Consider the following 17,633-nt stretch of genomic DNA (forward strand, 5'->3'; position numbering starts at 1 on the left):
TCCACTTTGACTTGAATCAGCCTCGGCGCGGCCTCCCTGGCCTGCCATGCCCGGTGAAAAGAACAGTGAGCCGCCGAAAAAGTCCGGCTTACAGGCCCTGCATCATTTTGCGTACGCCGGCCACGTGCCGACGACTGACGATCAGCGCATCACCATTGAGGCCTTTGAGGAACAGCTGGAAATGCCCCAGCGGCGTGCGTTGCAGACGTTCGATGCGGTCGCGGGCGACCAAGGCGTTGCGGTGGATCCGCACAAAGCGTTCGCCGAATTCATCTTCGAGAGCCTTGAGCGGCTCATCAAGCAGCACTTCGCCGGCCTCGTGGCGCAAGGTCACGTATTTGTGGTCGGCAATGAAATAGACCACCTGATCCAGCGGGATCAGTTCGATGCCTTTGCGGGTGCGGGCGCTGATGTGGCTGCGCGGGCCGGTGCCACTTTCGGCAGCGGGACGGGTCAGGGCCGAGAGTTGCGCCCGGTTGAGACGTTCTGCCCGTTTCAGGGCGTCATGCAGATGTTCAGTTCGCACGGGTTTCACCACATAGCCCACGGCGCTGGCCTGCAGGGCTTCCACGGCAAATTCATCGGGGCTGGTGCAAAACACCACGGCGGGCGGCGTTTCTCGTTCGCACAGACGGGCAGCGACTTGCAGGCCATCTAGGCCTGGCATGCGGATATCGAGCAAGACGATATCCGGCTTGTGGCTGTCGATCAATGCCAACGCCTCCTCGCCATTCGTGGCGCTGGGCTCCAGAACTGTATAACCCTCGAGCTCGCTCACCATTCGGCTGAGGCGCTCGCGAGCCAGTGGTTCGTCATCAACGATCAGGACATTCATATTGCGCTGGATTCCTGCGTGAGTCTCGCACAAGGATAGCGTAGACAGGTGAAGTGACGTCCGTCACCGCGATCCACGCTAAGACTAGCCCGAGCGCCAAAAAGTGCCGTACGTCGGCCAGCAATATTTGCCAGAGTCCGCGTCGTACCGCTCAAAGCCCGCTGTTTCTCGCGTTTTTCGCAGGGATTGCCGAAGGACAATTACACCCACCCCCTCTTCTTATAGTCGGCGGCCAGACCTTTGCGCGATCCAAAGTCGCGCCGACCCTTATGTCCTACTGTAGACGCTCGTCGGGCCGATATTGCTCAATCGAAAAATATCCTTACGCAAATCCCCCGGGAGCAGTGCCGACTATGGCCGGTTCGATGAGAAAAAAACGTATCGACCAGTGTCAACGACAGGATTGGCAACCCTGTTATTATCCGCGCCAGCGTTTCACGCCTTTTTTCTTCAAGCCGATACGAGCGAATTCATGAGCACTGACAAGACCAATCAGTCCTGGGGCGGCCGCTTCAGTGAACCCGTCGACGCCTTCGTCGCCCGCTTCACCGCCTCCGTCACTTTCGACCAGCGCCTGTATCGCCACGACATCATGGGCTCGATCGCCCACGCCACCATGCTGGCCAAGGTCGGCGTGCTGACCGATGCCGAGCGCGACAGCATCATCGACGGCCTGAACACCATTCAGGGCGAAATCGAAGCCGGCCAGTTCGACTGGCGCATCGACCTCGAAGACGTGCACATGAACATCGAAGCACGCCTGACCGATCGCATCGGCGTCACCGGTAAAAAATTGCACACCGGGCGTAGCCGTAACGACCAGGTCGCCACCGACATCCGCCTGTGGCTGCGTGACGAGATCGACCTGATCCTCGCCGAAATCACCCGCCTGCAAAAAGGCCTGCTGGAGCAAGCAGAGCGCGAAGCCGCAAGCATCATGCCCGGCTTCACTCACCTGCAGACCGCGCAGCCAGTGACCTTCGGGCACCACATGCTGGCCTGGTTCGAAATGCTCAGCCGCGATTACGAGCGTCTGGTCGACTGCCGCAAGCGCACCAACCGCATGCCGCTGGGCAGCGCTGCGCTGGCAGGCACCACCTACCCGATCGACCGCGAATACACCGCACAACTGCTCGGTTTCGACGCCGTCGGCGGCAACTCGTTGGACAACGTTTCCGATCGCGACTTCGCCATCGAATTCTGCTCGGCCGCGAGTATCGCGATGATGCACTTGTCGCGTTTCTCCGAAGAGCTGGTGCTCTGGACCAGCGCGCAGTTCCAGTTCATCGATCTGCCGGATCGTTTCTGCACCGGCAGCTCGATCATGCCGCAAAAGAAAAACCCTGACGTGCCAGAACTGGTGCGTGGCAAGACCGGCCGTGTGTTCGGTGCCTTGATGGGCCTGCTGACCTTGATGAAAGGCCAGCCGCTGGCCTACAACAAAGACAACCAGGAAGACAAAGAGCCGCTGTTCGACGCCGCCGACACCCTGCGCGACTCGCTGCGCGCCTTTGCCGACATGATCCCGGCGATCAAACCGAAGCACGCGATCATGCGTGAAGCGGCGCTGCGTGGTTTCTCCACCGCGACCGACCTGGCGGATTATCTGGTGCGTCGTGGCCTGCCGTTCCGTGATTGCCACGAGATCGTTGGTCATGCGGTGAAATACGGCGTGGACACTGGCAAGGATCTGGCCGAGATGAGCCTGGAAGAACTGCGTCAGTTCAGCGATCAGATCGAGCAGGATGTGTTTGCCGTGCTGACCCTGGAAGGCTCGGTGAATGCCCGTGACCATATCGGCGGGACTGCGCCGGCGCAGGTCAAGGCTGCTGTAGTTCGCGGTCAGGCGCTGATCGCCAGCCGCTAAAAGAAAAAGCTTCGCGAGCAAGCCCGCTCCCACAGGGGATTTATGTCGATCACAGATTCTGTGTACAACATAAATCCAAATGTGGGAGCGGGCTTGCTCGCGAAGGCGTCCTTCACAACACTACAAATCTCACTTCTTGGCAGCGATCATCGCCAAAAACGCTGGCATCGCCGCTTCTTTGTCCGCCGCAATCTTCTGCACATGCGGATTCTGCTCAAGCCGCTCCAGCAGCGCCTTCGCCTGCGGCATCTCCGCCAGCAAATCGATCCCGAACAGTTTATGCCCGACCGCACAGGCCAGCGGCACGCTGTAGAGGAAGTACAAATCGGCAATGCTCAGACTGTCGCCCGCCACGTACGGGGCGAATTTGCCGTGACGGCCCAGTGCGGCAAAACCCAATAGCAATTCAGACTTGGTCTTTTCCTTGATCGCGTCCGGCATGGTCATGCCGAAGAACGCTTCGCCGTAGCAGGCGCGGCCCGGCAATTCGATGTACAGCTCGATTTCCTTGGCAATCGCCAGCACTTGCGCACGTTCGAACGGATCGCTCGGCAGCAGCGGTGTGCCTTTTTGGGTCAGTTCGAGGTATTCGAGGATGATCGCGGTTTCGTTGATGAAACCGGCGTCCACGCCCAGCACCGGGACTTTGCCGCGCGGGCTGATAGCCAGTGATTCCGGGGTTGGCGTCGGGTAGAAGGTGACCTCTTCGAACGGCAGGCCTTTTTCCAGCAGCGCCAGTTTGACCATGTTGTAGTAGTTGCTGACTGAGAATCCGTAGAGCTTGAGCATCACATAGCCTCCAGGCCGTGCGGGGTGGGCAGTGCCTGTTTATAGATCGCTCAGGCCAATCCCGCCAGCAGCATCACGCCGCTGAATGCGGGTAAACTGGCGCCTTTCCTTGAGGAGCCTGCCATGAGCGAGCCGACAGACATCGACAATGACAACGACGAAGAAGAGTTCACCGAAGCGACGTTGATCGAAGCCATCGAAAACCAGATCGAAAGCGACAACCCGCCGGCCGCCAAAGCGACGTTCAACAAACTGACCCTGGTCGGCGTCGAGCGCGAAGAAATCCTCAATCTGATGGCCCACGTGCTGGCCTACGAGATTGACGCGATGCTCGATGAAGACCGCGCATTTGATACTGAATGGTACGAAGCGGCCCTGCGTGCATTGCCAGAACTTCCACCGGAAAAGCAGTAACAACACCGCCCCTTGTGGGAGCGGGCTTGCTCGCGAAAGCGTCGGGCCAGTCAATATCATTGTTGGCAGATCTACCGCTTTCGCGAGCAAGCCCGCTCCCACATGGTTTGTTACGCATCCATCCAGCCTTCTGCCGGGCCCGGACTACACTGGAATCCGCCTCACGACAAAATCCCTGATCTGAGCACTGGACATGCCGCAAAAGCGGGTTCACCTTAGGGGCGCTGTCGTCTAATTCCTAGAAAGTCTGGAGTCCTTATGTCGCTTACCCCTGAGTTGGTTGCCGAACTGGAAGTCCTCGCACTCTTTCCCCTGGACAGTTCCCAGGAAGGTTTGAAAATTCATCAGACCGCTGCCCCGAAACATATCTCTGCCGCTAAACGCCTCTTTGAAAAAGACCTGACGGATCAGCCCGATGGCGGTTATCTGACCAGCCTCGGTCGCGATGCTGCGCAAAATGTGCAAACCGTGCTGACCATTCTGAGAGAGCAAGAAACCGCCTGATTCCACCCGACTTCGCCCACGGGAACTCCTGCCACGGGATTTCCGCGGGCCTGTGCGGGCGAAACGGTAGAAATCTGACGTCAAAAAACAAATTCAGCTTAAAAGTCCCGCTGCCCTAAGGCTAAACTGCCTGACATTCCGAGACCCTCTACGTCCGAGCCTGCGAGCCGGTTTGAGCTGACATGACGCGCACCCACGAAATCCGCCCCGACCTGGACGAGGGAATTGACCGCAAGGTTCTCAGCCAGCTGCGCGCGCGGTTTCTCAAACTCAATGAAGGCCGCCTTGGCCGCGCCCTCGAAGGGTTGTCGCCGCGCCAACAGAGCGTGCTGACGCTGTTGCCGCTGTTCTTCCACGTCAATCATCCGCTGCTGCCGGGTTACGTCTCGGGCAGTGCGCCGGCCGGCCTGTCGAATTACGAGCCGGACGCCAATGTGCTCGCTGAAGCCCAACGCCTGACTCGCTCGTTTTCTTATAAGCCGCGCCACGGCAGCAACCCGCCGCGACCAATTCACGGCCTGTTCCTGATGGGCAGCCTCGGCACGCTGGCGCAGGCCGATCAAAGCGACATGGACGTGTGGGTCTGCCACGCGCCGGATCTGAGCGAAAGCGAACTCAGTGAGCTGAGCAAGAAATGCCAGTTGCTTGAAGCCTGGGCGGCGAGCCAGGGCGCCGAGGCGCATTTCTTCCTGATCGACCCGGTGCGCTTCGTCAAAGGTGAACGCGACAACCAGCTCAGCTCGGAAAACTGCGGCACCACCCAGCACTATTTGCTGCTGGATGAGTTTTATCGCACGGCGATCTGGCTGGCCGGGCGCACGCCGATCTGGTGGCTGGTGCCGGTTTACGAAGAAACCGCCTACGACGTTTACACCCACACCCTGCTGTCGAAGCGCTTTATTCGCGCCGACGAAACCCTCGACCTCGGCCATCTGGCGGCGATTCCGCCGGGGGAATTCATTGGTGCCGGGCTGTGGCAGTTGTTCAAAGGCATCGAGTCGCCGTACAAATCGGTGCTCAAACTGCTGCTGACCGAGGTCTACGCCAGCGAGCACCCGAAAGTGCAGTGCCTGAGCCTGCGCTTCAAAAAAGCCGTGTTCGCCAATCAACTGGATCTGGATGAACTGGATCCGTACATGGTTGTGTACCGGCGCATCGAGGAATACCTCAAGGCGCGCAATGAGCCGGAGCGTCTGGAACTGGTGCGGCGCGCGCTGTACTTGAAGGTCAATCGCAAGCTCACCGGCAACAGCCGCACGCAGAGCTGGCAGCGCTCGCTGCTCGAACGTCTGGCCAGCGAATGGCATTGGGATCAGCGGCAGCTGGCGCTGCTCGATAGCCGCAGCCAGTGGAAAGTTCGTCAGGTCAGCGCCGAACGCCGCGCATTGGTCAGCGAGCTGAATTACAGCTATCGCTTCCTGACCCAATTCGCCCGCACCGAGCAAACCGTCAGCCTGATCAACAAGCGTGACCTCAATGTGCTCGGCCGACGGTTGTACGCGGCGTTTGAACGCAAGGCCGACAAGGTCGAGTTCATCAACCCCGGCATCGCCCCGGACCTGGCCGAAGACACCCTGACGCTGGTGCAATCGCGCAACAAAAAGGAACCCGGGCAAACCCAGTGGGGCCTGTACAACGGCAGCCTTACCGCGCAGGAATGGGAGCATTTCGCACCGATCAAACGCAGCCGCGAGTTGCTTGAACTGCTGACCTGGAGCCATCGCAATGGCGTGATCGACAGCAGCACGCGCCTGGCGCTGCACCCCGGTACCAGTGACATGAGCGAGTTCGAGCTGTTCAACCTGCTCGGCAGCCTGCAACAGTGCATCGCCCTGCCCTTGCCCACGGTCGACGAAATCCCGTTGCTGCGCGCCGCGGTGCCCAGCGAAGTGCTGATGCTGGTCAACGTCGGCATCGACCCGCTCAAGCATCACCGCGATCTCAACATCCTGATGACCACCGAACGCACCGACTCGCTGAGCTACGCCGGCGTGCGCGAGAATCTGGTGCTGACCCTGGATCAGGTCACGCTCAACAGCTGGAACGAAGTGCTGGTCAACCGTTTCGACGGCCCACACGCCTTGCTCGACTGTCTGCGCGACTACCTCAACAACCTGCCGCGCGGGCCGCAGCAGCCGAAATTAAAGGTGCGCTGCTTCTGTCATAACCGCGCACAGTTCATTGCCCGCCGCGTCGAAGAGATCGTCGACACCGCGCAGAACCTGCTGCTCAGCGGCCTGAATCATCGTTACCTGATTCAGGTGCAGCAGCACTATCACGTTTTGGAATTGGTGGCGGGCCAGGTCAACCACGTCGCCCTCGCCACGCTGCCGGCGTTGCTCGATTACCTCGGCGAAGAACAGCCGCGTTATAGCCCGCTGCATCTGGATCCGATGGCGCTGGAGGAGCACGACCTCGCCTTGATCCTGCCGATGGGCCAGCCGGAATGCATTCAGGTGTTCTACCGGATCACTGAGCAACAGGCCGAGTTGTACGTGCTGGATGAATTCAATGCGCTGTGGCTGCAACGATTGCCGTATCACGATGAACAAAGTCTGCTGGTGCCGTTGCAGCGGTTTCTGCAATCGATCCTGTTCCGCCGCGAAGCCGTGCTGTCGATGGATGCAGGCCCAGACGCTGCCCTCGAAACTTTGTATTACCAGTTATTGCCTTCGGGCCCCGGGCGCGCGCGCCGGGTCGAAGCACGGCCCGCGCCGCAAACGCCAGTCAACAAACCGTTCTACGACGTGCAGGCGATCGTCGGCAAAGCCGCACCGGGCGAAGTGCAGGTCACTTTGTATTGCAATCAACGGGAATTCAGCGAGCTGGAACATGGCGACCAGCTGTTCAGCGTGGTCGCCCGGGAGATCGTCGAGCAGCGTCGCGAGACCGAGCGCTACCGCTGCTACATCACCGACCTCGACCTTTCGGGCCTGCTCGGCGACGGGCAGAGTTCAAGCAATTTGTATCTGCGCTACAAGGCTGACCTGGAGCGCGCACTGAACGAGGCGCTCGAACAGGTCTGAGGCAGGATTACTCGGGGAACGCGCCACCGTTGGCCGGTTGCGATTCGACTTCGAGCAAGGTCAGCTTGAGAGTCTTGCCACCCGGTGCCGGCCAATCGATGTGCTGACCGACTTTCAGGCCCAGCAGCGCACTGCCGACCGGCGCCAGAATGGAGATCTTGCCTTCGTCGGCGTTGGCATCCTTGGGATAGACCAGCGTCAGGTGGTAATCCTTGCCACTGCCTTCTTCGCGGCAATGCACGCGGGAATTCATGGTCACGACATCGGCAGGCACTTCATCGTGGCCGACCACGGTGTCGGCGCGATCCAGTTCGGTTTGCAGCGCAATCACGCCCGGCGCAGCCTGATCTTTCTCGTTCAGGTTGTCGATCAAGCGCTCCAGACGTTGCACGTCCAGACGGGTAAGGGTGATGGAAGGTGCGGTCATGATCCGGGCAGACTCCTTTCTTCTGCACATAAAAAGCAAAACCCCGCCAAAAAAGACGGGGTTTTCACCGTGCCTCGGTGGTTTGAGGCGTCTGGGGACACTATCACAGCTCAAAAAATATACAAGCCACCCCGCCCCAGCCCCCACTTATCCATCTGGGAACCTTTGTGGCGAGGGGATTTATCCCCGTTCGGCTGCGCAGCAGTCGTAAAGATTTTGGGGCCGCTACGCGACCCAACGGGGATAAATCCCCTCGCCACAATGGGGTATCAAACAGAATTCTGGCGGGCAGCAGCCTGCTGGCAAATCACCCGGCGGCGCTGATCGTCTGCCGAACGCCATTCGCGAATGTCCTCGACATGGCGGAAGCAACCCAGGCAGACCTTCTGCTCATCCAGCCGGCAAACCCCGCTGCACGGCGAAGGCACGGCCGCGCTGACATTGCTGTAAAGCGGTTTCGGCGGACGAACGGGAGCGGTATCAGTCACGGAATCACAAACCTTCGAAATCGAAATCGGCGCCGGCCTGCTGCTTGACGATGCGCTCGAGCATTTCGCCCAGTTGTTCTTCGCTCTTGTCGCACATCCAGCGCTCGCTTTCTTCGTCGTAGTCAAAGTGGAAACCACCGGACACCGCCGCCAGCCATAGCTGACGCAGCGGCTCCTGACGGCTGAAGATCAGCTGCGAGCCGTTTTCGAACTTGACGGTGAGCACACCGGCAGAGTTCTCCATGTCGATATCCAGGTCACTTTCATCAAAGATGTCTTCCAGTTTTTCCTGGGTTTCATCGACCAGATCGTGGAAACGGGCTTCGGACAAACTCATTGCGGCAACCTCAAAAAATGTTCTGATCAGGCTCAAGCGCCGAAAGATACGGACGCTTCCGGCCGATTGCAAAGATTAACGACCAAGCACCCTCACCACCCTTTGTAGGAGCAAAGCTTGCTCGCGAACGCGGTCAATCATTCAACAATGATGCTGACTGATACAACGCTTTCGCGAGCAAGCTCTGCCCCTACAGGGGATTGCGGCGATCCGGGCTGCTTTGGGCAAGCCCCGCCGGACGGGAAGGCCATCACATAGGCAAGCTGCCGGGTGGCCGGTATACTCCGGCGCAATTAACGCATTTTCAAGGATTTCGCCATGAAGCGCCTGATCTCTTCCCTTGCTGCGCTCGTCGCGGTTGCCTGCCTTGTTTCGGCCTGCGGTCAAAAAGGCCCGCTGTACCTGCCCGATGACACTCAGGATCCGGCCGAGCAAGCCAAATCGTCGCAAAAACAACCGGCTTCCAAAGCACACAAGCACGACGTTTATTAAGGGATCGCCATGGACGCTTTTAACTACCGTGGCGGGGAGCTGTTTGCGGAAGGTGTGGCGCTGTCCGCCATCGCCGACCGCTTCGGCACCCCTACCTACGTTTACTCGCGCGCACACATCGAAGCGCAGTATCTGGCTTACGCCGATGCGCTGGCCGGCATGCCGCACCTGGTCTGCTTTGCGGTCAAAGCCAACTCCAACCTCGGCGTTCTGAATGTCCTAGCCCGTCTCGGCGCCGGTTTCGACATCGTTTCCCGGGGCGAGTTGGAACGCGTGCTCGCCGCTGGCGGCAGCGCTGACAAGATCGTGTTCTCCGGCGTCGGCAAGACCCGTGATGACATGCGTCGCGCCCTCGAAGTCGGCGTGCACTGCTTCAACGTCGAATCCACCGACGAGCTCGAGCGCCTGCAAGTCGTGGCTGCCGAGCTGGGCGTTCGTGCGCCGGTTTCGCTGCGAGTGAACCCGGACGTCGATGCCGGCACCCACCCGTACATTTCCACCGGTCTCAAAGAGAACAAGTTCGGCATCGCCATTGCCGACGCCGAAGACGTGTACGTGCGCGCCGCGCATCTGCCGAACCTGGAAGTGGTCGGTGTCGACTGCCACATCGGTTCGCAACTGACCACGCTGCCACCGTTCCTCGATGCGCTCGACCGTCTGCTGGATCTGGTTGATCGTCTCGGCGATTGCGGCATTCACCTGCGCCACATCGATCTCGGTGGTGGTTTGGGCGTGCGTTATCGCGATGAAGAGCCGCCATTGGCTGCCGACTACATCAAAGCCGTACGCGAGCGTCTTAACGGTCGTGATCTGGCGCTGGTGTTCGAGCCGGGCCGCTACATCGTTGCCAACGCCGGCGTGCTGCTGACTCAGGTCGAGTACCTCAAGCACACTGAACACAAAGACTTCGCCATCGTCGACGCGGCGATGAACGACCTGATCCGCCCGGCGCTGTATCAGGCGTGGATGGACGTTACCGCGGTCAAACCGCGTGATACTGCTGCGCGCAAATACGACATCGTCGGCCCGATCTGCGAAACCGGCGACTTCCTCGCCAAGGATCGCGAATTGGCTCTGGCCGAAGGCGATCTGCTGGCCGTGCATTCGGCCGGTGCCTACGGTTTTGTGATGAGCTCCAACTACAACACCCGTGGCCGTGCCGCTGAAGTGTTGGTAGACGGTGATCAGGCTTTTGAAGTGCGTCGCCGCGAGACCGTGGCCGAGCTGTTTGCCGGCGAAAGCCTGCTGCCGGAGTAACCCATGCTGCTGCGTTTTACTAAAATGCACGGCTTGGGCAATGACTTCATGGTTCTCGACCTGGTCAGCCAGCACGCGCATATTCAGCCAAAGCACGCCAAGCAATGGGGCGACCGCCACACTGGCATTGGTTTCGACCAATTGCTGATCGTCGAGGCGCCGAGCAATCCGGACGTGGATTTCCGTTATCGGATCTTCAACTCCGACGGCTCGGAAGTTGAGCAGTGCGGCAACGGTGCGCGCTGCTTTGCGCGCTTCGTGCTCGACAAGCGTCTGACCGCCAAACGGCAGATTCGCGTCGAAACCAAGGGCGGCATCATCGAACTGGACGTGCGTAACGACGGCCAGATCGGCGTGAACATGGGCGCCCCGCGTCTGGTGCCGGCGGACATTCCGTTCGACGCACCGGCGCAAGCCATCAGCTATCCACTGGAAGTCGATGGCACCACGGTCGAACTGGCCGCTGTGTCGATGGGCAACCCTCACGCGGTACTGCGTGTGGAGGACATCAACAACGCGCCAGTGCATGAACTGGGGCCGAAAATCGAACATCACCCGCGCTTCCCCGCGCGCGTGAACGTCGGTTTTCTCCAGGTCATCGACCGCAACCGCGCGCAACTGCGTGTGTGGGAACGAGGCGCCGGGGAAACCCAGGCCTGCGGTACCGGCGCATGTGCGGCGGCGGTCGCGGCCATCAGTCAGGGGTGGATGGATTCGCCGCTGTTGATCGACTTGCCCGGCGGGCGTCTGTCCATTGAATGGGCAGGCCCTGGCCAACCGGTGCTGATGACCGGTCCGGCAGTGCGTGTATACGAAGGACAAGTGCGTCTTTGAGTGAGCAAAAACCATGACCGATAAGCCTCAGGTACCCGCCCGACAGTCCGACGAATCAGCGTCCGAGAGCCTGGAGGCGGCAGCGGTTGCTGCGTACCTTGAGGCGCATCCGGACTTCTTCGTCGAGCACGAAGAACTGCTGCCCGCCCTGCGCATTCCGCACCAGCGCGGCGACACCGTTTCGCTGGTCGAACGGCAGATGACCATCCTCCGTGATCGCAACATCGAGATGCGCCACCGCCTCTCGCAGTTGATGGACGTCGCCCGCGACAACGATCGCCTGTTCGACAAAACCCGTCGCCTGATTCTTTCTCTGATGGACGCCGCCAGCCTCGAAGACGTGGTAATCAGCGTCGAAGACAGCCTGCGCCAGGATTTCCAAGTGCCTTTTGTCAGCCTGATTTTGCTCGGCGACAACCCGGCACCGGTTGGCCGTTGGGTCACCCACGCCGATGCGCAAGTCGCCATCGGCGGCTTGCTCACCGAAGGCAAAAGCGTCAGCGGCAGCCTGCGCGAACATGAACTGGACTTCCTCTTCGGCGAAGAACAGCGCAAGCAGATCGGCTCCACCGCCGTCGTCGCGGTCAGCCATCAAGGCATCCACGGGATTCTGGCGATTGCCAGCCGTGATCCGCAGCACTACAAGAGTTCGGTCGGAACGCTGTTCCTCAGCTACATCGCCGAAGTCATGGGCCGCGTGCTGCCACGGGTCAACAGCTCCCTGCGCTCGGTACGCTGAACATGGAACGACAACTGGACGCTTACTGCGAACACCTGCGCAGTGAGCGACAGGTGTCGCCGCACACGCTCTCGGCCTACCGCCGCGACCTCGATAAAGTCCTCGGCTGGTGCATCAAACAGAACATCGGCAGTTGGGCGGCGCTGGATATTCAGCGCCTGCGCAGCCTGATCGCCCGTTTGCATGCGCAAGGCCAGTCCTCTCGCAGCCTCGCCCGGTTGCTCTCGGCGGTGCGCGGGCTCTATCACTATCTGAATCGCGAAGGCCTTTGCGACCATGATCCGGCGACCGGTCTGGCGCCACCGAAAGGCGAGCGCCGCTTGCCGAAAACCCTCGACACTGACCGTGCGCTGCAACTGCTGGAAGGTGCAGTCGAGGATGATTTTCTCGCGCGTCGGGATCAGGCGATTCTGGAGTTGTTCTACTCCTCCGGTCTGCGCCTCTCCGAGCTGACCGGGCTTAATCTAGATCAACTTGATCTGGCCGATGGCATGGTGCAAGTGCTCGGCAAGGGCAGCAAAACCCGTCTGCTGCCGGTAGGAAAAAAGGCCCGCGAAGCCATCGAACAATGGCTGCCATTGCGCGCGATGACCAACCCGGCGGACGACGCCGTGTTCGTCAGCCAGCAAGGTCGACGCCTTGGCCCGCGAGCGATTCAGGTACGGGTCAAATTGGCCGGCGAACGCGAGCTCGGGCAGAACCTGCACCCGCACATGCTGCGGCATTCCTTCGCCAGCCATCTGCTCGAATCCTCACAGGATCTGCGCGCGGTGCAGGAATTGCTCGGCCACTCCGACATCAAGACCACGCAGATCTACACCCACCTGGACTTCCAGCACCTGGCGGCGGTCTACGACAGCGCCCACCCACGGGCCAAACGCATGAAAGGCGACGATTCATGAGCATCCAGTTGATCACCTTCGACCTCGACGACACGCTGTGGGACACCGCGCCAGTGATCGTCAGCGCCGAAGCGGTATTGCGCGAATGGCTGAGCGAACATGCGCCGAATCTGGGCGCGGTGCCGGTCGAACATTTGTGGGCGATTCGCGAGCGTGTGCTGACCAATGAACCGGGGCTGAAACATCGCATCAGCGCGTTGCGTCGGCGGGTGTTGTTTCATGCGATGGAAGACGCCGGCTACGCCCATGGCGAAGCCACCGACCTGGCAGACAAGGGTTTTGAAGTGTTTTTGCATGCGCGACATCAGATCGAAGTGTTTCCTGAAGTCGAGCCAGTGCTGGAAATTCTCGCCAATCATTACGCCCTTGGCGTGGTCACCAACGGCAACGCCGATGTGCGTCGATTGGGCCTGGCGGATTACTTCAAGTTTGCGTTGTGCGCGGAAGATATCGGCATCGCCAAACCGGATGCGCGGCTTTTTCATGAGGCTCTGCAACGCGGTGGCGCCACCGCCGAAACCGCCGTGCACATCGGCGATCATCCGGGTGATGACATTGCCGGCGCACAACAGGCGGGGTTGCGGGCAATCTGGTTTAACCCGGCGGGTAAACCGTGGGAAGCGGATCGTCTGCCGGATGCGGAAATCCGTAGCCTCAGCGATTTGCCAGCCGTGCTTGCACGCTGGAATGCCCCCTCCGCCTGACGCACAACCGCCTTTTTGTGGCGAGGGGATTTATCCCCGATGGGCTGCGAAGCGGCCCCAAATGCAGAAAACCCAACAGTCCTGACACACCGCGCAAGCTGACTTCACGGCTGCTGCGCAACCGATCGGGGATAAATCCCCTCGCCACAGTGACCGCAGCGGGTCGTGCATTTTCTAAAGGCATGAAAAAGCCCGCAGCGACGGCGGGCTTTTTCAGCAAGCAAGCGGCACGCCTCAGATAGGGCGGCTGCCGTACTTGTTGTCCGGCTTCTTCGGAGGATCGGCGACCACATTGGCCTCCACTTCCTGCACTTTTCCGCCGCGCGACAGGAACTCTTCCATGGCCTTGGCCAGGGCGTCGCGCTCCTTGTTCTTGGCTTCAATGCTCGGCAACTCGTCTACCGACACCGCAGCCTTGGCTTTGCCTTTGGCAGCCGGGGCCGGCGTATCGTCACCGCCATCGTCGTCAGCAACGTCTTCCGCTGCTGCTTCCAGGCCTTCCTCAGCCTCGTCTTCGTCGCCTACTTCGAGGTCGTCGTTTTCCAGATCATCGTCGCTCATGTTCTACCTCATGACTTGCGAAAAGCAGATTAGTTATAGACCAGCTTTGGCAACTGTCGAAAGTCGCCGTTAAAAAATCAGTGACCATTGGTGACCAACGGTTTATGCCCCTTCACCGTGCAAGGTGGCGAGGACTTTACGGGCACCGCCATGATCACGGTGCTCGCCCAGATAAACACCCTGCCAGGTACCCAGTGCCAGTCGCCCTGCCGACACCGGCAGACTGATCTGACAACCAAGCACGCTGGCCTTGAAGTGCGCCGGGAGGTCGTCCAGGCCTTCGTCGTTATGCTCATAGCCGTCTGTTCCTTGTGGGATCAGACGATTGAAAAATCGTTCGAAGTCGCGACGTACCGCCGGATCGGCGTTCTCGTTGATGGTCAACGACGCCGAGGTATGCTGCAGCCACAAATGCAACAGACCGACCCGGCACTCCCTGAGTTCAGGCAGGCCAGCGAGTAACTCGTCCGTTACCAGATGAAAGCCCCGGGGCCGTGCCCGCAGGGTAATCAGAGTCTGTTGCCACATACAGTTCTCCGCACGTTCGGGGCGCATTCTAGCGCGCTCTGGGAAAAAACAAAGGCCCTAATACGCGTGCAATGACGTAAGCGTTTGGCCGGTGAAAAACCGTCGTCGTAAACACGACTAAAGGCGTACGAAAAATCCTTTCAGCCTGTCGCTTAATGACAAATCCCGGACAAAAAAATGCCCGGCGAACCGGGCAATTTTTTTCAGTGCGCGTACTTACAGGTTGTAGCCGCGTTCGTTGTGTTGTGCCAGATCGAGGCCGACCGATTCTTCTTCCTCGGTCACACGCAGACCCATGACGGCGTCCAGTACCTTGAGGATGATGAAAGTGACGATCGCGGTGTAGATCACCGTGAAGCCGACGCCTTTTACCTGAATCCAGACTTGCGCGCCGATATCGGTGACGGTGCCGAAGCCACCCAGAGCCGGCGCAGCGAAGACACCGGTAAGGATCGCGCCGAGAATACCGCCGATACCGTGTACGCCGAACGCGTCCAGGGAATCGTCATAACCGAGTTTGCGTTTCAGGGTGGTGGCGCAGAAGAAACACACCACGCCTGCGGCCAGACCGATCACCAGTGCGCCCATCGGGCCCACGGTGCCGGCAGCCGGAGTGATCGCGACCAGACCGGCAACCACACCCGAAGCAATGCCCAGTGCGCTTGGCTTGCCGTGGGTGACCCACTCGGCAAACATCCAGCCCAGCGCCGCCGCAGCGGTAGCGATTTGGGTGACCAGCATCGCCATGCCGGCAGTGCCGTTGGCCGCCGCAGCGGAACCGGCGTTGAAGCCGAACCAGCCGACCCACAGCATCGCCGCGCCCATCAGGGTGTAACCGAGGTTGTGCGGAGCCATCGGGGTGGTCGGGAAGCCTTTACGCTTGCCCAACACCAGGCAGCAGATCAGACCGGCCACACCAGCGTTGATGTGCACCACGGTGCCGCCCGCGAAGTCGAGCACGCCCCAGTCCCACATCAGGCCGCCGTTGCCGGACCAGACCATGTGCGCGATCGGCGCGTAAACCAGGGTGAACCAGATGCCCATGAAGATCAGCATCGCGGAGAACTTCATCCGCTCGGCGAACGCACCGACGATCAGCGCCGGGGTGATGATCGCGAAAGTCATCTGGAAGGTGATGAACACCGCTTCAGGGAACAACGCCGCAGGACCGGTCAGGCTCGAAGGCGTGACACCGGCGAGGAACGCCTTGCCCATGCCGCCGAAGAACGAGTTGAAATTGACGACGCCCTGCTCCATGCCGGTGGTGTCGAACGCGATGCTGTAGCCATAAATGACCCACAGGATGCTGATCAGACCGGTAATGGCGAAGCACTGCATCATCACGGAAAGAATGTTTTTCGAGCGAACCATGCCGCCGTAGAACAGCGCCAGGCCGGGAATGGTCATGAACAGCACGAGTGCCGTCGAGGTGAGCATCCAGGCAGTGTCGCCGGAATTGAGGACTGGGGCCGCCACTTCGTCTGCCGCCATTGCAAGGCTTGGCATTACGATGGACAACAGGGCTCCTAGCCCTGCGAATTTACGCAGAGTCATATTGTTTTCTCCTGGGGCGTTGGGGTTTGTGGCGGCGTTTAAATCGCGTCGGTATCGGTTTCGCCGGTACGGATGCGAATCGCCTGTTCCAGATTGACCACGAAGATCTTGCCGTCACCGATCTTGCCGGTGTTGGCCGCCTTGGTTATCGCCTCGATAACCCGATCCAGATCCTTGTCGTCGATGGCCACGTCGATTTTCACCTTGGGCAGAAAATCGACCACATATTCCGCGCCGCGATACAGCTCGGTGTGACCCTTCTGCCGGCCGAAGCCTTTGACTTCAGTAACGGTAATGCCCTGCACGCCGATTTCGGACAGCGACTCGCGCACGTCGTCCAACTTGAACGGCTTGATGATGGCAGTGACTAGCTTCATGAAAACTCTCTCCCGAATTGGTGGACTTGCCCCAGGAAAACAAACCCGACTCAAGTCTAAGCGCAGTGCCTGGCTTTGTAACGCATCGTCGGCCGTACCTGCCCGACTGACGCCAGCTAACCGCTGCCGACGAAACTCCCCGCTCCGTCTGCCGCACTGCATTCGTCACAGCGACTGCATCAGTGCATGGGTCGAAGGTGACTAAGCAGAAAGCTTGCCATCTCGCCAAAAACCTCTGATTTCAATCCCTTGGCCGCTGCCGCACGCCATCCCGTGCAAAACCCCATCCGGATACGCACAACAACGGTGCGTCGCCGTCCGTCCGCCTGCGCGAAAAGCGTGCATCCCTGACCACGGGATTGACTATAGACACTGCGTGATACACTGCCGGCCATTGTTTCCAGGACATCCACCATGCTCGCGCCCAAAGACTTCCTCGACGCCCTGAGCGGCACCGCCTCCCGCCTGTTCAACGGCGACACCCCGCTGCCGAAAGCCGAAATCGAAAGTCAGTTCAAGATGCTGCTGCAGAGTGCGTTCAGCAAACTGGATCTGGTCAGCCGTGAAGAATTCGACAGCCAGATGGTCGTACTGGCCCGCACTCGCGCCCGCCTCGAAAGCCTCGAAGCCAAAGTCGCCGAGATGGAAGCCAAGCTGACGCCGCCCGCTGAATAACCCACGCCCCCTGTAGGAGCTGCCGAAGGCTGCGATCTTTTGATCTCCAGCCCTTCAACCATCCCGGCAACGTCCTACAACCTGAATGACCGCCGTCCGATTGCGCCGATAAGCCCAGGTTTCTAAGCTCACCCGATGCTGAATGTTCAGCAGCGGGTTTGGCGACCTGGAACGAATTTGACGCAATGCAACTAAACTCACAGAGAGGTTTTTTCTCTCAACGAGTTATGGCGGCTTTGCGTGGGAGACCTCAGGGTCTGCCGGTTTCGAATTCACCGGTTCGCCAACCCGCGCATAGCTGCCACCCTTTTCGTTTGGCGACG

General features: G+C 59.9%; 20 protein-coding genes and 1 pseudogene. 11 read left to right on the forward strand and 10 right to left on the reverse strand.

Annotation, left to right across the window (positions count from 1 at the left end; all coding sequences use genetic code 11):
- Positions 1 to 88: 88 nt before the first annotated feature.
- Together KFS80_RS24140 and KFS80_RS27375 are read right to left on the reverse strand one after the other, a co-directional pair.
- A complete protein-coding gene (locus KFS80_RS24140; RefSeq protein ID WP_212546202.1) occupies positions 89 to 835 on the reverse strand; it encodes a LytR/AlgR family response regulator transcription factor in 747 nt (248 codons plus the stop codon).
- Positions 832 to 1,035 (reverse strand): annotated as a pseudogene (locus tag KFS80_RS27375) (sensor histidine kinase); the annotation flags it as partial. The gene KFS80_RS24140 and the pseudogene KFS80_RS27375, both read right to left, overlap by 4 nt.
- Positions 1,036 to 1,307: 272 nt before the next feature.
- On the opposite strand from KFS80_RS27375, the gene argH reads away from it, so the two are divergent.
- Positions 1,308 to 2,702, forward strand: coding sequence for an argininosuccinate lyase (argH, locus tag KFS80_RS24145; protein ID WP_008084559.1), 1,395 nt, complete (start codon positions 1,308 to 1,310; stop codon positions 2,700 to 2,702).
- Positions 2,703 to 2,831: 129 nt separating this feature from the next.
- On the opposite strand, the gene KFS80_RS24150 is transcribed toward argH, so the two are convergent.
- Entirely contained in the window at positions 2,832 to 3,491 is a 660-nt protein-coding gene (locus tag KFS80_RS24150; RefSeq protein ID WP_212546203.1) for a glutathione S-transferase family protein, read from the reverse strand.
- 123 nt (positions 3,492 to 3,614) lie between these two features.
- On the opposite strand from KFS80_RS24150, the gene KFS80_RS24155 reads away from it, so the two are divergent.
- The 3 genes from KFS80_RS24155 to KFS80_RS24165 all read left to right on the forward strand — a co-directional run bounded on the left by KFS80_RS24155 (position 3,615) and on the right by KFS80_RS24165 (position 7,435).
- Positions 3,615 to 3,905: a hypothetical protein gene (locus KFS80_RS24155; protein ID WP_150648999.1), complete on the forward strand. Its 291-nt coding sequence runs from the start codon at positions 3,615 to 3,617 to the stop codon at positions 3,903 to 3,905.
- Positions 3,906 to 4,163: 258 nt separating this feature from the next.
- The gene (locus KFS80_RS24160) at positions 4,164 to 4,409 is read left to right on the forward strand and encodes a TIGR02647 family protein (RefSeq protein WP_008084565.1); all 246 of its coding nucleotides are present in this window, start codon (positions 4,164 to 4,166) and stop codon (positions 4,407 to 4,409) included.
- 182 nt (positions 4,410 to 4,591) lie between these two features.
- On the forward strand, positions 4,592 to 7,435 hold the full coding sequence (locus KFS80_RS24165) for a class I adenylate cyclase (RefSeq protein WP_212546204.1): 2,844 nt from the start codon (positions 4,592 to 4,594) through the stop codon (positions 7,433 to 7,435).
- Positions 7,436 to 7,442: 7 nt separating this feature from the next.
- Here the strand turns inward: KFS80_RS24165 and rnk are convergent, their stop codons facing one another.
- The 3 genes from rnk to cyaY all read right to left on the reverse strand — a co-directional run bounded on the left by rnk (position 7,443) and on the right by cyaY (position 8,687).
- Positions 7,443 to 7,862 carry a nucleoside diphosphate kinase regulator gene (gene rnk, locus KFS80_RS24170; RefSeq protein WP_053124969.1) on the reverse strand — a complete coding sequence of 140 codons (420 nt, stop codon included), beginning with the start codon at positions 7,860 to 7,862 and terminating at the stop codon, positions 7,443 to 7,445.
- A 269-nt stretch (positions 7,863 to 8,131) separates the two neighbouring features.
- Entirely contained in the window at positions 8,132 to 8,350 is a 219-nt protein-coding gene (locus tag KFS80_RS24175) for a DUF1289 domain-containing protein (protein WP_081500526.1), read from the reverse strand.
- Positions 8,351 to 8,354: 4 nt separating this feature from the next.
- Positions 8,355 to 8,687, reverse strand: a complete 333-nt coding sequence (gene cyaY, locus KFS80_RS24180; protein ID WP_008084571.1) for an iron donor protein CyaY — start codon at positions 8,685 to 8,687, stop codon at positions 8,355 to 8,357.
- A gap of 318 nt (positions 8,688 to 9,005) precedes the next feature.
- Here cyaY and lptM point away from each other — a divergent pair, with 318 nt between their 5' ends.
- The 6 genes from lptM to KFS80_RS24210 are packed head-to-tail and all read left to right on the forward strand — an operon-like array spanning position 9,006 to position 13,615.
- Entirely contained in the window at positions 9,006 to 9,179 is a 174-nt protein-coding gene (gene lptM, locus KFS80_RS24185; RefSeq protein ID WP_082341500.1) for an LPS translocon maturation chaperone LptM, read from the forward strand.
- A gap of 9 nt (positions 9,180 to 9,188) precedes the next feature.
- Entirely contained in the window at positions 9,189 to 10,436 is a 1,248-nt protein-coding gene (gene lysA, locus KFS80_RS24190) for a diaminopimelate decarboxylase (RefSeq protein ID WP_053124971.1), read from the forward strand.
- Positions 10,437 to 10,439: 3 nt separating this feature from the next.
- Complete coding sequence (gene dapF, locus KFS80_RS24195; protein WP_212546205.1) at positions 10,440 to 11,270, forward strand: diaminopimelate epimerase; 831 nt, start codon at positions 10,440 to 10,442, stop codon at positions 11,268 to 11,270.
- A gap of 13 nt (positions 11,271 to 11,283) precedes the next feature.
- Complete coding sequence (locus KFS80_RS24200) at positions 11,284 to 12,009, forward strand: DUF484 family protein (RefSeq protein WP_064116398.1); 726 nt, start codon at positions 11,284 to 11,286, stop codon at positions 12,007 to 12,009.
- Positions 12,010 to 12,011: 2 nt separating this feature from the next.
- On the forward strand, positions 12,012 to 12,911 hold the full coding sequence (gene xerC, locus KFS80_RS24205) for a tyrosine recombinase XerC (protein ID WP_053124977.1): 900 nt from the start codon (positions 12,012 to 12,014) through the stop codon (positions 12,909 to 12,911).
- A complete protein-coding gene (locus KFS80_RS24210; RefSeq protein ID WP_212546206.1) occupies positions 12,908 to 13,615 on the forward strand; it encodes an HAD family hydrolase in 708 nt (235 codons plus the stop codon). Before xerC ends, KFS80_RS24210 begins: the two co-directional genes overlap by 4 nt.
- A 234-nt stretch (positions 13,616 to 13,849) precedes the next feature.
- On the opposite strand, the gene sutA is transcribed toward KFS80_RS24210, so the two are convergent.
- The 4 genes from sutA to glnK form a co-directional block, all read right to left on the reverse strand.
- Entirely contained in the window at positions 13,850 to 14,176 is a 327-nt protein-coding gene (gene sutA, locus KFS80_RS24215) for a transcriptional regulator SutA (protein ID WP_007920420.1), read from the reverse strand.
- A 102-nt stretch (positions 14,177 to 14,278) separates the two neighbouring features.
- Positions 14,279 to 14,704, reverse strand: a complete 426-nt coding sequence (locus KFS80_RS24220) for a secondary thiamine-phosphate synthase enzyme YjbQ (RefSeq protein WP_007920418.1) — start codon at positions 14,702 to 14,704, stop codon at positions 14,279 to 14,281.
- Between the two features lie 216 nt (positions 14,705 to 14,920).
- Positions 14,921 to 16,258: an ammonium transporter gene (locus tag KFS80_RS24225; RefSeq protein ID WP_016985874.1), complete on the reverse strand. Its 1,338-nt coding sequence runs from the start codon at positions 16,256 to 16,258 to the stop codon at positions 14,921 to 14,923.
- Positions 16,259 to 16,296: 38 nt separating this feature from the next.
- The gene (gene glnK / locus KFS80_RS24230; RefSeq protein ID WP_002555808.1) at positions 16,297 to 16,635 is read right to left on the reverse strand and encodes a P-II family nitrogen regulator; all 339 of its coding nucleotides are present in this window, start codon (positions 16,633 to 16,635) and stop codon (positions 16,297 to 16,299) included.
- A 414-nt stretch (positions 16,636 to 17,049) separates the two neighbouring features.
- Between glnK and KFS80_RS24235 the strand changes: the two genes are divergently transcribed.
- Positions 17,050 to 17,310, forward strand: coding sequence for an accessory factor UbiK family protein (locus KFS80_RS24235; protein ID WP_008086041.1), 261 nt, complete (start codon positions 17,050 to 17,052; stop codon positions 17,308 to 17,310).
- The last annotated feature ends 323 nt before the right edge of the window (positions 17,311 to 17,633 follow it).

This window comes from Pseudomonas rustica (assembly GCF_018336155.1).
GTDB classification, from domain to species: Bacteria; Pseudomonadota; Gammaproteobacteria; order Pseudomonadales; family Pseudomonadaceae; genus Aquipseudomonas; species Aquipseudomonas rustica.

Excerpts from the sequence above, each read along its gene's own strand:
- KFS80_RS24200 (WP_064116398.1), top strand. The coding sequence starts at position 11,284 with ATGACCGATAAGCCTCAGGTACCCGCCCGACAGTCCGACGAATCAGCG.
- dapF (WP_212546205.1), top strand. The coding sequence starts at position 10,440 with ATGCTGCTGCGTTTTACTAAAATGCACGGCTTGGGCAATGACTTCATG.
- glnK (WP_002555808.1), bottom strand. The coding sequence starts at position 16,635 with ATGAAGCTAGTCACTGCCATCATCAAGCCGTTCAAGTTGGACGACGTG.
- KFS80_RS24150 (WP_212546203.1), bottom strand. The coding sequence starts at position 3,491 with ATGCTCAAGCTCTACGGATTCTCAGTCAGCAACTACTACAACATGGTC.
- sutA (WP_007920420.1), bottom strand. The coding sequence starts at position 14,176 with ATGAGCGACGATGATCTGGAAAACGACGACCTCGAAGTAGGCGACGAA.
- lptM (WP_082341500.1), top strand. The coding sequence starts at position 9,006 with ATGAAGCGCCTGATCTCTTCCCTTGCTGCGCTCGTCGCGGTTGCCTGC.
- KFS80_RS24210 (WP_212546206.1), top strand. The coding sequence starts at position 12,908 with ATGAGCATCCAGTTGATCACCTTCGACCTCGACGACACGCTGTGGGAC.
- xerC (WP_053124977.1), top strand. The coding sequence starts at position 12,012 with ATGGAACGACAACTGGACGCTTACTGCGAACACCTGCGCAGTGAGCGA.
- KFS80_RS24225 (WP_016985874.1), bottom strand. The coding sequence starts at position 16,258 with ATGACTCTGCGTAAATTCGCAGGGCTAGGAGCCCTGTTGTCCATCGTA.
- KFS80_RS24160 (WP_008084565.1), top strand. The coding sequence starts at position 4,164 with ATGTCGCTTACCCCTGAGTTGGTTGCCGAACTGGAAGTCCTCGCACTC.
- KFS80_RS24235 (WP_008086041.1), top strand. The coding sequence starts at position 17,050 with ATGCTCGCGCCCAAAGACTTCCTCGACGCCCTGAGCGGCACCGCCTCC.
- KFS80_RS24165 (WP_212546204.1), top strand. The coding sequence starts at position 4,592 with ATGACGCGCACCCACGAAATCCGCCCCGACCTGGACGAGGGAATTGAC.
- KFS80_RS24140 (WP_212546202.1), bottom strand. The coding sequence starts at position 835 with ATGAATGTCCTGATCGTTGATGACGAACCACTGGCTCGCGAGCGCCTC.
- KFS80_RS24155 (WP_150648999.1), top strand. The coding sequence starts at position 3,615 with ATGAGCGAGCCGACAGACATCGACAATGACAACGACGAAGAAGAGTTC.
- argH (WP_008084559.1), top strand. The coding sequence starts at position 1,308 with ATGAGCACTGACAAGACCAATCAGTCCTGGGGCGGCCGCTTCAGTGAA.
- lysA (WP_053124971.1), top strand. The coding sequence starts at position 9,189 with ATGGACGCTTTTAACTACCGTGGCGGGGAGCTGTTTGCGGAAGGTGTG.
- rnk (WP_053124969.1), bottom strand. The coding sequence starts at position 7,862 with ATGACCGCACCTTCCATCACCCTTACCCGTCTGGACGTGCAACGTCTG.
- cyaY (WP_008084571.1), bottom strand. The coding sequence starts at position 8,687 with ATGAGTTTGTCCGAAGCCCGTTTCCACGATCTGGTCGATGAAACCCAG.
- KFS80_RS24220 (WP_007920418.1), bottom strand. The coding sequence starts at position 14,704 with ATGTGGCAACAGACTCTGATTACCCTGCGGGCACGGCCCCGGGGCTTT.